Raw genomic sequence first — 13422 nt, forward strand, 5'->3', positions numbered from 1 at the left:
TTTTTTCTCTGTGATGCGTGGCCGGCAGAAACGCGCTTTCGCGCACCGCCTGGCTCGCCGTGAACCAACAAATGGATGAAACCCGCCTTCGGCAGGCTGCCGTAAAACGGCCGCGGAATTGTAACGGCCAGGGGGCTTTGGAACAAGGTCCGGGGCTGAACCGGGCCTCCCCCGTTCAGAGGTTGAAGCGGCGTTGCGGAGCCAGCAGGCCGCCATCGTCGACCTGGCCGAGGCCCTGCACCGCCGATCCGGGGCCGAACACGACCACCAGGCCGCGCGGCCAGGAAGGGTCGCGCTGGCGCTGGCCCACGCAGAAGCGCTGGACCTGCTCGGCGTCCAGGTCGACCCGGGGATACTCGGAGAGGCCCGCCGCCAGCGGCAGCAGCAGCGCGTCCATGGCGGCCTCGTCCTGCGCTTCCACCAGGGCCCTCAGCTGTTCCAGGGTGACCATCGCCGGTTCGTGGAACGGTTCCACCCACAAGCGACGCAGGGCACTGATGTGCGCCCCGCAGCCCAGCGTTTCACCAAGATCACGGGCCAGACTGCGGATATAGGTGCCCGAGCCGCAGGTGACCCGCAGCCGCAGCCGCTCCGGCTGCTGCTCCAGTATCTCGATGGCATGGACCTTGACCTGGCGCTCGGGCGCTTCGATGGCGTCGCCACGTCGGGCCTTCACATAAAGCGGCTCCCCGCCCTGCTTGAGCGCGGAATAGATCGGCGCACGCTGCAGGATGTCGCCGAGCAACGGCGCGATCGCCGCCTGCAGGGCCTCGGGACTGATCGCCGGCACCGGCCGCTCAAGCAGCACCTGGCCCTCGGCGTCGTCGGTATCGGTGGTCTGGCCCAGCACGATCTCCGCGTCGTATGCCTTGGCCGAGCCCAGCAGCAGGCCGGCGATCTTGGTCGCCTCGCCGAAGCACAGCGGCAACAGGCCGGTAGCCAGCGGGTCAAGGCTGCCGGTGTGGCCGCCCTTTTCCGCCCGGAACAGGCGGCGGGCGACCTGCAGCGCGGCGTTGGAGCTCATGCCGGTCGGCTTGTCGAGCAGCAGGATGCCATCCAGGCGACGGAACTGAATTCGGGTCATGACAGGTACGGGTAGCGCCAGGCCATGCCCGGCGAGCGCGCAGCGCGGTCTGTATCAGACATCGCGCAGCCGGAATGCAGCAACGCCGGGCATCCCCGGCGTCGCGCGGTTATTCTTCGTCGCCTTCGCGACGCTTTTCGGCGGCCACGGTATCAGGCAGGTCGCGCAGCAGGTTGTCGATGCGCTCGCCACGATCGACCGAGTCGTCGTAGTGGAAATGCAGCTCCGGCACATGCCGCAGCTTCATCGCGCGCGCCAGTTCCATGCGCAGGCCCCAGGCCAGTTCCTTCAGGCCCTTCATGGCTTCAACCGAACGTTCCGGCATCAGCGCGGTGACGAACACCTTGGCGTGGGCCATGTCGCGGGTGATTTCCACGTCGGACACGCTCACCGAGGGCAACCCGTGCTCGCGCACGGCGTTGTGCACCAGGGTGCCGAGTTCACGGCGCAGCTGGGCGGAGACACGGTCGGTTCGATGGAAAGTCTTGGGCACGCGGCAGGCTCTTCTTGGGGTTCGTTGTTGCAGTTTACGGGTTGAAACAGGACCGGCCCGTGAGGGCCGGTCCGTTGCAGCATTACAGGGTGCGCGGCACTTCGATACGCTCGAAGCACTCGATCTGGTCACCCGGCTTGACATCGTTGTAAGCCTTCACCGCGATACCGCACTCGGTACCGTTGCGGACTTCCTCGACGTTTTCCTTGAAGCGGCGCAGCGATTCCAGCTCGCCTTCGAAGATCACCACGCTGTCGCGCAGGACGCGGATCGGCTTGTTGCGCTTGACCACACCCTCGATGACCATGCTGCCGGCGACGGCACCCAGCTTGGAGCTGCGGAAGACGTCGCGGACCTCGGCGATACCGATGATCTCTTCGCGGATCTCCACGCCCAGCAGACCGGAGGCCACCTGCTTCACCTGATCGATCACGTCATAGATGATCGAGAAGTAACGCAGGTCCACGCCGTTGGATTCGATGATGCGACGGGCCGAAGCATCCGCACGCACGTTGAAGCCGATGACGGTGGCCTTCGAAGCGGCGGCCGAATTGGCGTCCGACTCGGTGATGCCGCCCACGCCGGAGTGGATCACGTTGATGCGGATGTCGTCGTTGGACAGCGCCACCAGGGCCTGGCTCAACGCCTGCACCGAACCCTGCACGTCGGCCTTGATGACCAGGTTGAGGACCTGCTGGCCCTCGCCCTTGCCCAGGGTCGCCATGATGTCTTCCATGCGGCTGCCAGCGGTGGCGACCAGGCGCGATTCACGGCGCTTGGTCTCACGCTGCTGGGCAACGTCCTTGGCCAGACGCTCGTCGTCGACGACGACGAAGTCGTCACCGGCTTCCGGCACGCCGGACAGGCCCAGGACCTGCACCGGAATGGACGGGCCAGCGAACTCCGGCTGCTTGCCGGTTTCGTCGAACAGCGCACGCACGCGACCGTACTGGATGCCGCACACCAGGTAATCGCCCTTCTTCAGGCGGCCCTGCTGCACCAGCACCGTCGCAATCGGGCCACGCCCCTTGTCCAGCGACGATTCGATGACCACGCCGTTGGCACGACCCTCGTCGACCGCCTTCAGTTCGAGCAGCTCAGCCTGGACCGAAACAGCTTCCAGCAGATCGTCGATGCCGAGGCCGGTCTTGGCCGAGATCTCTACCATCTGGGTGTCGCCACCGAAGTCTTCGGCCACGACCTGCTCGGAGAGCAGCTCGTTCTTGACCCGCATCGGGTCGGCGCCGGACTTGTCGATCTTGTTGATCGCAACGATCAGCGGCACACCCGCCGAACGGGCGTGCTGGATCGCTTCCTTGGTCTGCGGCATGACGCCGTCATCGGCGGCCACGACCAGCACCACGATGTCGGTCAGCTTGGCACCGCGGGCACGCATCGAGGTGAACGCGGCGTGGCCCGGGGTATCCAGGAAGCTGATGACGCCCTTCGGCGTTTCAACGTGGTACGCACCGATGTGCTGGGTGATGCCGCCGGCTTCGCCGGTGGCGACCTTGGTGCGACGGATGTAATCCAGCAGCGAGGTCTTGCCGTGGTCGACGTGGCCCATGATGGTGACCACCGGCGGACGCTGCACGGCCTCGCCCTTGTTCTCACCCGCCGATGCCAACAGCGCGTCTTCGGCGTCGTTGTCGCTGGCGCGGATCGCCTTGTGACCCAGCTCTTCGGTGACCAGTGCGGCGGTGTCGTGATCGATGGACTGGGTGATGGTGGCCATCACGCCCATCTTGAACAGCGCCTTCACCACTTCGCCGCCCTTCAGCGCGAGCTTCTGCGCCAGGTCGGCCACGGTGATGGTGTCGCCGATCGCCACTTCACGCACGACCGGTGCGGTCGGACGTTCGAAGGCGTGCGGGCCGGAGTTGCCACCGCCGCGCGACATGTCGCGACGGCCGGACGTCGGACGGCTGCCCGGGCGACCACGGTTGTTGCTGTTGTTGCTGTTGCCACGGCGCGCACGATCGGCGGCGGACAGGTGCATCTGACCGGCAAAGCGGTCACCCGGTCCACGCTCGTTGCGCGGCGCGTTGCGGTTGTTGCGGTCGTCGCTGCGCGGCGGCGCTGCACTACGCGGAGCAGCCGGGGCTGCGGCCGGAGCGCGCGGCGGGCGCGGCGCGGTTTCATCGATCGGAGCACGCACCTTGGGCTTGCTGGCAGCCAGGGCCTCGGCAGCCTTGGCGGCAACCGCAGCTTCCTCGGCCGCCTTCTTCTCGGCCTCGGCACGCTCCTTGGCAGCGACTTCTTCCTCGCGCTTGCGGACGATTTCCTCGTCACGCAGACGGTCCTTCTCGGCCAGCGCCTGCTGCTCGGCGAGGTTGCGTGCGCGCGACTCTTCCAGCTTGCGCAGGATGTCGGCACGCTCTTCGTCCGGGGTCATCGCGCGACCACCATCGGCCTTGACGTAGGTGCGCTTCTGGCGCACTTCCACGTTCACGGTTGTCTTGCTGCGACCGGAATTGACCGTCACTTCCTGCTGCTTTCGACGGTTGAGGGTGATCTTCTTGGCAGACTGATCGGTCTCTTCCGGGGCCTGCTCGGGCTTGCCATGCGAGCGACGAAGGAAGCCCAGGAGCTTCACTTTCTCGGAGCTGGTCACGACCTGGTCGGGACCGCTGAACTTCATGCCGGCACCAGCCAGCTGTTCCAGCAGTTTTTCGACCGGTGTATTGACCAGTTCAGCAAGCTTGCGGATGGTGGTTTGCTGCGACATTCGGATCCTATGATCTTGTGGGCGCCCCCCCGCATCTGGAGGTGGCGCGGATTCTACGCCCTGATCGGCTCAGGGCCCTGTTCATTGCCGGCTCATTCGCCGCGTTCCAGTCGGGCGATTTCCTCGGCACGCGCGGCCAGGATCAGCGCCGCGGCGCGCTCCTGGTCCAGCCCTTCGATGCCGAAGTCCATGACCTCGTCGGCGGCCAGGTCGGACAAGTCCTCGCTGGTACGCACGCCGTGGCCGGCCAACGCATATGCGGTGGCTTCGTCCATGCCCTTCAGGGACAGCAGATCCTGCGCCGGCTGGCCGTCCTCCAGGCCTTCCTCGACTGCCAGGGCCTCATTGAGCAGCGCATCGCGGGCACGTGCGCGCAGCTCTTCGACGATGTCTTCGTCGAAACCTTCCACGGCCAGCAGTTCGCCAACCGGTACGTATGCAATTTCCTCGACCGTGCCGAAGCCTTCGCTGACCAGGATGCCAGCGATTTCCTCGTCCACTTCCAGCTTGTCCATGAACAGCTGGCGGGCCGACGCCTGTTCGGCTTCCGACTTGGCGGTCACCTGGTCCTGGGTCATCACGTTGAGCTGCCAGCCGGTCAGGCGGCTGGCCAGGCGCACGTTCTGGCCGCCCTTGCCGATCGCCTGGGCCAGGCGGTCTTCAGCAACGGCCAGGTCCATCGAATGCTTGTCTTCATCGACGATGATCGACTGCACTTCGGCCGGCGCCATCGCATTGATGACGAAGTTGGCCGGGTTCTCGTTCCACAGGACGATGTCCACGCGCTCGCCATTGAGCTCGTTGGACACGGCCTGTACGCGCGAACCACGCATGCCGATGCAGGCGCCGATCGGATCGGTGCGCTGGTCGTGGGCGAGCACGGCGATCTTGGCGCGGTCGCCCGGATCGCGGGCACAGGCCTTGATTTCCACCAGGCCCTGGCCGACTTCCGGCACTTCCAGCTTGAACAGCTCGATCATGAATTCCGGGGCGGCGCGGCTGATGAACAGCTGCGGGCCACGCGGCTCCGAACGCACTTCGGCCAGGTAACCGCGGACGCGGTCGCCGGCACGCAGGACATCACGCGGAATGCCCTTGTCCTTCGGAATGAAACCCTCGGCGTTGCCGCCAAGGTCGACATAGATGTTGCCGCGCTCGGCGCGCTTGACCACGCCGGTGATCAGCTCACCCACACGGTCGGCCCACGCATCGACCACCTGCTGGCGCTCGGCTTCACGCACGCGCTGCACGATCACCTGCTTGGCGGCCTGGGCGGCGATGCGACCGAAGTCGGGGTTCTCGATCTGCTCTTCGATGTAATCGCCGACGTCCACGCCTTCGGCTTCGTCGATCGCGTCCATCAGGCGGATCTGACGATCCGGCGATTCCATCACCACGTCATCGGCCACCACTTCCCAGCGGCGGTAGGTTTCGTAGTTGCCATCCTTGTGGTCGATGACCACGCGGGTCAGCACTTCCTCGTCGGGATAGCGCTTCTTCGCTGCCGAGGCCAGGGCGGCCTCGATGGCATCGAAGATCACTTCACGCGGCACGCCCTTCTCGTTGGCGACCGCGTCCACTACCAGCAACAGTTCCTTGCTCATTGGCTCACTCCGCGCGCGGCTTCTTTGCCGCCGGCTCGTTGGAAGAAGAATTCTTGTTCGGCTTCGGACGCTTCGGTGCCGGACCGGTCGGCTTGCTCGGGGCCAACCCCAGCGCCACCCAGTCAGGCATGATCCGCGCCTTGTCGATGTTGTCGGCCGACACCACCAGTGCGGTGTTGTCGACGATGAAGGTGATGCTGCCCTGCGCCTCATCGATCGCGTCGATGCGACCCTGCAGGCGGCGGCGGTTTTCCTGCGGCAGCTTCAGGGTGACCTTGGCCGATTCGCCGAGGTGACGACCAAACTGCTCCAGGTTGAACAGCGGGCGATCCACGCCCGGCGAGGACACTTCCAGCGTGTAATTGCCGCTGATCGGGTCCTCGACGTCCATCTGTGCAGAGACTTCGCGGCTTACCCGCTCACAGTCGTCCACATTGATGATGCGCTCCGGCTGTTCCGCCAGCGGCACGTCGATGTAAAGGCGAAGGGTCGCACCACCGGGGGCCGGCAGATACTCAACGCCCAGCAGCTCCAGGCCCAGCGACACAACGGTCGGGGCGAGCAGATTCGCGATGTCGGTTGCCTTGTCGCTCACAGCCTGCCTTGATCTCTTGGTTGGGTGCCGGCCTTGGCCAGCATGGAAACATGACGCCCCGAAAACGACGAAGGGCCCGCTGGGCCCCTTTTCCGGAAAGACTCCGGTGACTGGATTCCGGTTGCAACGCGCTGAACAAGCGTGCTGCGGCCCTCCTTCCGGGTGGATCTCCGATGGGGAGCGCCGCCGTCAGGGGTACTTCTAGGCCGCTGATGATAGCCCCTGCACCGCTCTGGTGCAAGGCTGCGGCCGTGCTGAAACCCTCCGCTGCGCTCGCCGGGCATGGCCCGGCGCTACCGGGTGACCGCGCGATGGCAGCGCCGGGCCATGCCCGGTGGATCAGCGGAAGCCCCAAAGAAAAACGCCCCCGAAGCAGAGCTTCGAAGGCGCATTCTTTACTTGGTAGCGGGGGCAGGATTTGAACCTGCGACCTTCGGGTTATGAGCCCGACGAGCTGCCAGACTGCTCCACCCCGCATCAGAAGCGGAATTATGAGGGATAACTTCAAAACCTGCAAGCTTTTCCTCATTCATCGAATTGGTTGGCGCCGATTCGATGTGTTGGTAGCGGGGGCAGGATTTGAACCTGCGACCTTCGGGTTATGAGCCCGACGAGCTGCCAGACTGCTCCACCCCGCACCGGAAGTGTTTGAACCGCTGCCTCCACTCTGGCGAGGGAGGCGCTCCGCAACGATGTTCTGGCTGAACCGCTGCAGTGACAACTCAAGCTGCGTATATTACACGAATCGCGCAGCTTTGTGTCAACTTTTATGCAAGATGCGCAAATGCCTGCTGGCACCAGACCATGATCGGGTTCCAGGCCAGGCCCAGCGCCAGCAACGCCAATGCGTTCACGCCCAGCACCACACCCAGCACGCGGTCCTTGCTGCGCGGCATGGCCTCGCCCACCGGCTCATCGAAGTACATGACCTTGATGACACGCAGGTAGTAGAAGCAGCCGACCACGGCGCACAGCACGCCCAGGATCGCCAGCCACAGCAGGCCGCCGTTGATGGCTGCGCCGAGCACGGCCAGCTTGGTCCAGAAACCGAGGAACGGCGGGATGCCTGCCAGCGACGCCATGATGCACAGCACCAGGCCGGCCATCCACGGGTTGCGGGCATTCAGGCCCTTGAAATCCTCGATGTTCTCCGCCTCGAAGCCAGCACGCGACAGCGCGATGATCGCGCCGAAGGCCGCGGTCGACATGATGGCGTAGGCCAGAGCGTAGAACAGCGCAGCCGCATAACCCTGCGAACCGCCACCGGCGATGCCCATCAGCAGGAAGCCGATGTGCGACACGGTGGAGAACGCCAGCATGCGCTTGAGGTTGCTCTGTGCGATGGCCATCAGGTTGCCGATCACCAGCGACAACGCGGCCAGGCCTGCAATCATCAGCTGCAGTTCGGTCGACAGCGGGCCCACGCCCATTTCCAGCAGGCGATAGGCCATGCCAAAGGCAGCCAGCTTCGGTGCCGAGCTGATGAACAGCGCGATCGGTGCCGGAGCACCCTGGTACACGTCCGGCAGCCACATGTGGAACGGTGCGGCACCCAGCTTGAAGGCAACACCGGCAATCATGAATACCGCGCCGGTGATCAGCAGCACGCGCTCTTCCGAGTGCGGGATGGCGGCCTGGATGGCATCCAGGTGCAGGCTGCCGGTGGCGCCGTAGATCAGCGACATGCCGTACAGCAGCAGGCCCGAAGCAAGCGAGCCGAGGACGATGTACTTCATCGCCGCTTCCGAGGCCAGGCCGCTTTCGCGGTTGCTGGCAACCAGTGCGTAGGAGCACAGGGCCAGCAGTTCCAGGCCCAGGTACACCATCAGCAGGCTGCCGGCGGAGACCAGGATCATCATGCCGGCGGTGCCGAACAGGATCAGCACCGGAATCTCACCCTGGAACAGCTTGCGCTCGCGCAGGTAGCCCCAGCCGTAGATCAGGGTCAGGCCGCTGAGCAGCACGATCCCGGTCTTCATCACGTCCGCGGCGGTATCGCGCACGAACATGCCATGGAAGACCTCCCCCTGCCCGCCCACGCCGGTGGCCAGCATGAACAGCACTACGGCCAGTGCGGCGACCGAGAACAGGTGGGTGACGATCTTGTTCCGTTCGCTGACGAACAGGTCGAGGATCATCAGGGCGAAGGCGCTGCCGATCAGCACCAGCTCGGGAGCGAGCGGTGGCAGGTCAGCGGCGGTCAGTGGCAGCAGCGGCGAGGTGGTCATCATCAAATCCTGGAATTACAGCAACTTGCTGGATGCGATCTGCATCGCCAGCTTTGCGATCGAGGGCTCCATCAGGTCGGTCAGCGGCTTGGGGTAGATGCCCAGGGCCAGCACGCCAATGGCGAACACGCCCAGCACCAGCCATTCGCGGCCGTTGATGTCCTTCAGTTCGGCTACGTGGCTGTTGGCCACCTCGCCGAAGAAGACGCGCTTGTACAGCCACAGGGTGTAAGCCGCGCCGATGATCAGGGTGGTGGCTGCGCCCAGGGCAATCCACGGGTTCCGCTGGAACGCCGCGAGGATGACCATGAACTCGCCGACGAAACCGCTGGTACCCGGCAGGCCCGCATTGGCCATGAAGAACAGCATGGCGAAGGTGGCGAACCAGGGCATCACGTTGACCACGCCGCCGTAATCGGCGATGCGGCGGCTGTGCATGCGGTCGTACAGCACACCGACGCAGGAGAACATCGCGCCGGACACGAAGCCGTGCGAGATCATCTGCACCATGGCGCCCTGCAGGCCCAGGCGGGCCGCATCGACGTTGCCGGCTTCACGCACCAGCCACAGGGCGATGAAGGTGCCCAGGGTGACGAAGCCCATGTGCGCGATCGACGAATAGGCGATCAGCTTCTTCATGTCGTCCTGCACCAGGGCCACCAGGCCGACGTAGATCACCGCGATCAGCGACAGTGCGATGACCAGCCATGCCCACTCCTGCGATGCATCAGGGACGATCGGCAGGTTGAAGCGCAGGAAGCCGTAGCCACCGATCTTCAGCGCGATGGCGGCCAGGATCACCGAACCGGCGGTCGGCGCTTCCACGTGCGCGTCCGGCAGCCAGGTGTGCACCGGGAACATCGGCACCTTGACCGCGAACGCGATCAGGAAGGCGAAGAAGATCCAGGTCTGTTCCTTGCCCGACAGCTGCAGTGCATAGAGGTCGGCCAGCTGGAAGCTGCCGCCCTTCATGTACAGGTAGATCAGCGCCACCAGCATCAGCACCGAGCCGAGGAAGGTGTACAGGAAGAACTTCAGCGCGGCGTAGATGCGGCGCGGGCCGCCCCAGACACCGATGATCAGGAACATCGGGATCAGCATCGCCTCGAAGAACACGTAGAACAGCATCGCGTCCGTGGCCGAGAAGATACCGACGGTGACACCTTCCAGGATCAGGAAGGCAGCCACGTACTGGTTCACGCGCTTGTCGATCGCGCTCCAGGCACCGATCAGGGCGAGCACGCTGACCAGCGTGGTCAGCAGGATCAGCGCTACGGCGATGCCGTCCACGCCCAGGTTGTAGCCGATGTTGTAGGTCGGGATCCAGGCATGGGTCTCGACGAACTGCAGCGCGTCGATGCCCGGGTTGTAGCCGCCCAGCAGCGAGAGGCTCGCCACGAAGGTCAGCACCGCGACGCCCAACGACGCCCAACGGGCGGTCTGCGCATCACGGATCGCAAGGATCAGGGCACCGCCGAGGATCGGCAGCCAGATGAGGACACTGAGTAGAGGCCAGTTCGACACGTCTTCTTATTCCGTACAGGTCATCAACGCAGGTAATGCATCAGCACGCCCAGGAGGGCAATCAGGCCGATGATCATCGCGAAGGCGTAGTGATAGAGGAAACCGGATTGGGTACGGCGCAGCACGCTGGCTGCGACGTCCACAACACGTGCCGAGAGATTGACCACGCCGTCGACGATGTTGCTGTCGATCCAGCGCGAGACCTTGCCCAGCTTGACGCTGCCACCGGCAAAGCCATCGATCCACAGCTTGTCGAAGCCGTACTTGTTTTCCAGCACGGACACCACCGGGGCGAAGGTCTTGCGCGCCTTGCCCGACAGGTCCGGCTTCCACAGGTAGAACAACGCAGCCAGCAGGAAGCCTGCCAGGGTCAGCCAGAACGGCGGCAGCATCATGCCGTGCAGCGCGAACGCCACCGGACCATGGAACTCCTCGCCCAGGAAGGCCACGGTGTTCTTGGCCGGATCGTAGAAATCGACGATGCCGGTGAAGAACGTGTTGACCTGGCCCTTGATCGCCGCATGGGCGTGGTGACCGGCCCAGTCGGTGCCATGCAGCATCGGACCGATGCTGAAGAAACCGATGGCGATCGACGGGATGGCCAGCAGGACCAGCGGCAGCGTCACCACCCACGGCGTTTCATGCGGCTCATGCGGACCGTGGCCATGGCCGTGGTCGTCATGCGCGTCGGCATGGTGTGCGTCGGCGGCATGGTGGTCGTCATGACCATGAGCATGATCGTCGTGTGCATCGCGGAAGCGTTCCTTGCCGTGGAAGGTCAGGAACAGCAGGCGGAAGCTGTAGAAGCTGGTCACCAGCACGCCACCCAGCACCGCCCAGTAGCCATAGGTGGCCACCCAGCTGTTCTGCATGTGGGCGTGGATCTCGGCCGCCTCGATGATGGTGTCCTTCGAGTAGAAGCCGGAGAAGAACGGCGTACCGACCAGGGCCAGGGTACCGATCCACATGGTGATGAAGGTGATCGGCATGTACTTGCGCAGGCCGCCCATCTTGCGCATGTCCTGCTCGTGGTGCATCGCGATGATGACCGAGCCGGCACCCAGGAACAGCAGCGCCTTGAAGAAGGCGTGGGTCATCAGGTGGAACACGGCAGCGGAGTACGCCGACACGCCCAGCGCCACGGTCATGTAACCCAGCTGGGACAGCGTGGAGTACGCGACGACGCGCTTGATGTCGTTCTGCACGATGCCGATCAGGCCGGTGAAGAACGCGGTGGTGGCACCGATGAACAGGATGAAGTTCAGCGCGGTCTGCGACAGCTCGAACAACGGCGACATGCGGGTGACCATGAAGATACCGGCGGTCACCATCGTCGCGGCGTGGATCAGCGCCGAGATCGGGGTCGGGCCTTCCATCGAATCAGGCAGCCAGACGTGCAGCGGAACCTGCGCCGACTTGCCCATGGCGCCGATGAACAGGCCGATGCAGATGACGGTGGCGATCGACCAGATCACCGGCTCGTTCAGCAGCTGCATGCCGAACATGGTGCCGTCCCAGATCTGCAGCTGGGCGCGCGGGTCGGCGAGCATGCCGGCCTGAGAGAACACCTGCGAGTAGTCCAGGGTACCGAACACCCACAGCACGCCCGCGATGCCCAGCAGGAAGCCGAAGTCGCCGACGCGGTTGACCAGGAACGCCTTCATGTTGGCGAAGATCGCGGTCGGGCGCTTGAACCAGAAGCCGATCAGCAGGTACGACACCAGGCCCACCGCTTCCCAGCCGAAGAACAGCTGCAGGAAGTTGTTGCTCATCACCAGGGTGAGCATCGAGAAGGTGAACAGCGAAATGTAGCTGAAGAACCGCTGGTAACCCGGATCGTCCTGCATGTAGCCGATCGTGTAGATGTGGACCAGCAGCGACACGAAGGTCACCACCACCATCATCATCGCGGTCAGCTTGTCGACCATGAAGCCGACGTGGGCCGAGTACTGGCCGACTTCGAAGAACGTGTACAGGTTCTCGTTGAACGGCTGCGCCCCGCCCCACAGCAGTTGGTAGAGCGTGTGCATCGACAGGCCGCAGGCAACCGCGACACCGAGGATGGTGATGGTCTGCGCGCCGAAGCGCTTGACCTGGCGACCGAACAGGCCGGCGATGATGCTGCCGAACAGCGGTGCAAGCACCACTGCGATCAACAGACTCTTGGAGAGAGTGATTTCCATCTGTGGATCAGCCCTTCAACGAATCGACTTCGCCGACATTGATCGTTCGGCGTGTACGGAACAGGGTCACCAGGATCGCCAGGCCGATGGCGGCCTCGGCAGCAGCCACGGTCAGGATGAAGAACACGAACAGCTGGCCGGCCGTGTCCCCCAGTTCCCGCGAGAACCCGACGAAATTGATGTTGACCGACAGCAGCATCAACTCGATGGACATCAGCAGGACGATGATGTTCTTGCGGTTGAGGAAGATGCCGGCGAGGCTGATGCAGAACAGCACCGCGCCCAGCGCCAGGATGTGTCCCAGAGTGATCGAGATCATGCCTTGGTCTCCTCGTCGCCAGCGGCCGGCTTGGTGTTGCTGTGGATCAGCGGCTGCTCGACGTCCATCTTGACCACGCGCAGACGGTCGTGTGCCTTGACCATGGTCTGCTGCGACGGATTCTGCGTCTTCAGGCCTTCACGACGGCGCAGGGTCAGCATCACTGCGGCGACCACGGCCACGGTCAGGATGACGGCGGCGAACTCGAACGGCAGCAGGTACTCGGTGAACAGGCTGCGTGCCAGCCAGGTGACGTTGGAGCTGTCGGCGGCGAGCGCGGCGGCGTTGTCGGCCGGGAACGGGTTGACCGTCCTGCCCTTCACGCCGATCAGGATCAGCATCTGCACCAGCATCGCCACGGCCACGATCAGGCCGACCGGCAGGTAGCGCACCCAGCCCTCACGCAGTTTGTCCGGATCGATGTCGAGCATCATCACCACGAACAGGAACAACACCATCACCGCACCCACGTAGACCAGCACCAGTGCCACGCCGAGGAACTCGGCGCCGACCAGCAGCCACACGCAGGCGATGGAGAAGAAGGTCAGCACCAGGCACAGGACGGCATGCACGGGGTTGCGCACGCTGATCACCGCAGCGGCCGAAACCGTTGCCGCGATGGCGAAGACCCAGAAAGCGATATTTACCCAATCCATCTCTCGAC

Annotated in this window: 10 protein-coding genes and 2 tRNA genes; all 12 read right to left on the minus strand. The window is 64.4% G+C overall.

The features are described from left to right. Positions 1 to 175: 175 nt before the first annotated feature. Positions 176 to 1084: a tRNA pseudouridine(55) synthase TruB gene (gene truB / locus ACEF39_RS14590; RefSeq protein ID WP_500285567.1), complete on the minus strand. Its 909-nt coding sequence runs from the start codon at positions 1082 to 1084 to the stop codon at positions 176 to 178. Between the two features lie 109 nt (positions 1085 to 1193). After that, on the minus strand, positions 1194 to 1577 hold the full coding sequence (gene rbfA / locus ACEF39_RS14595) for a 30S ribosome-binding factor RbfA (protein WP_089236289.1): 384 nt from the start codon (positions 1575 to 1577) through the stop codon (positions 1194 to 1196). An 82-nt stretch (positions 1578 to 1659) separates the two neighbouring features. Beyond that, complete coding sequence (gene infB, locus ACEF39_RS14600; RefSeq protein WP_499313005.1) at positions 1660 to 4305, minus strand: translation initiation factor IF-2; 2646 nt, start codon at positions 4303 to 4305, stop codon at positions 1660 to 1662. 92 nt (positions 4306 to 4397) lie between these two features. Next, positions 4398 to 5909 (minus strand): transcription termination factor NusA, encoded by a 1512-nt coding sequence (nusA, locus tag ACEF39_RS14605; protein WP_089236291.1) that lies wholly within the window; start codon positions 5907 to 5909, stop codon positions 4398 to 4400. 4 nt (positions 5910 to 5913) lie between these two features. Then, entirely contained in the window at positions 5914 to 6504 is a 591-nt protein-coding gene (gene rimP, locus ACEF39_RS14610) for a ribosome maturation factor RimP (protein WP_089236292.1), read from the minus strand. A 400-nt stretch (positions 6505 to 6904) separates the two neighbouring features. Continuing rightward, positions 6905 to 6981 (minus strand) — tRNA-Met (locus tag ACEF39_RS14615). Between the two features lie 84 nt (positions 6982 to 7065). Next, positions 7066 to 7142 (minus strand) — tRNA-Met (locus ACEF39_RS14620). A 129-nt stretch (positions 7143 to 7271) separates the two neighbouring features. Next, on the minus strand, positions 7272 to 8732 hold the full coding sequence (nuoN, locus tag ACEF39_RS14625) for an NADH-quinone oxidoreductase subunit NuoN (protein WP_089236293.1): 1461 nt from the start codon (positions 8730 to 8732) through the stop codon (positions 7272 to 7274). Between the two features lie 15 nt (positions 8733 to 8747). Continuing rightward, positions 8748 to 10256, minus strand: coding sequence for an NADH-quinone oxidoreductase subunit M (locus ACEF39_RS14630; protein ID WP_089236294.1), 1509 nt, complete (start codon positions 10254 to 10256; stop codon positions 8748 to 8750). A gap of 23 nt (positions 10257 to 10279) precedes the next feature. Continuing rightward, a complete protein-coding gene (gene nuoL, locus ACEF39_RS14635) occupies positions 10280 to 12439 on the minus strand; it encodes an NADH-quinone oxidoreductase subunit L (RefSeq protein WP_500285568.1) in 2160 nt (719 codons plus the stop codon). A gap of 7 nt (positions 12440 to 12446) precedes the next feature. Next, positions 12447 to 12758 carry an NADH-quinone oxidoreductase subunit NuoK gene (gene nuoK, locus ACEF39_RS14640; protein WP_032951897.1) on the minus strand — a complete coding sequence of 104 codons (312 nt, stop codon included), beginning with the start codon at positions 12756 to 12758 and terminating at the stop codon, positions 12447 to 12449. After that, positions 12755 to 13414, minus strand: a complete 660-nt coding sequence (locus tag ACEF39_RS14645) for an NADH-quinone oxidoreductase subunit J (RefSeq protein ID WP_089236296.1) — start codon at positions 13412 to 13414, stop codon at positions 12755 to 12757. The genes nuoK and ACEF39_RS14645 overlap by 4 nt, the downstream gene beginning before the upstream one ends. Between the last annotated feature and the right edge of the window lie 8 nt (positions 13415 to 13422).

It is taken from the genome of Stenotrophomonas indicatrix (genome assembly GCA_041545745.1).
GTDB lineage: Bacteria > Pseudomonadota > Gammaproteobacteria > Xanthomonadales > Xanthomonadaceae > Stenotrophomonas > Stenotrophomonas indicatrix_A.

Excerpts from the sequence above, each read along its gene's own strand:
- ACEF39_RS14645 (WP_089236296.1), bottom strand. The coding sequence starts at position 13,414 with ATGGATTGGGTAAATATCGCTTTCTGGGTCTTCGCCATCGCGGCAACG.
- nusA (WP_089236291.1), bottom strand. The coding sequence starts at position 5,909 with ATGAGCAAGGAACTGTTGCTGGTAGTGGACGCGGTCGCCAACGAGAAG.
- nuoN (WP_089236293.1), bottom strand. The coding sequence starts at position 8,732 with ATGACCACCTCGCCGCTGCTGCCACTGACCGCCGCTGACCTGCCACCG.
- infB (WP_499313005.1), bottom strand. The coding sequence starts at position 4,305 with ATGTCGCAGCAAACCACCATCCGCAAGCTTGCTGAACTGGTCAATACA.
- nuoL (WP_500285568.1), bottom strand. The coding sequence starts at position 12,439 with ATGGAAATCACTCTCTCCAAGAGTCTGTTGATCGCAGTGGTGCTTGCA.
- nuoK (WP_032951897.1), bottom strand. The coding sequence starts at position 12,758 with ATGATCTCGATCACTCTGGGACACATCCTGGCGCTGGGCGCGGTGCTG.
- truB (WP_500285567.1), bottom strand. The coding sequence starts at position 1,084 with ATGACCCGAATTCAGTTCCGTCGCCTGGATGGCATCCTGCTGCTCGAC.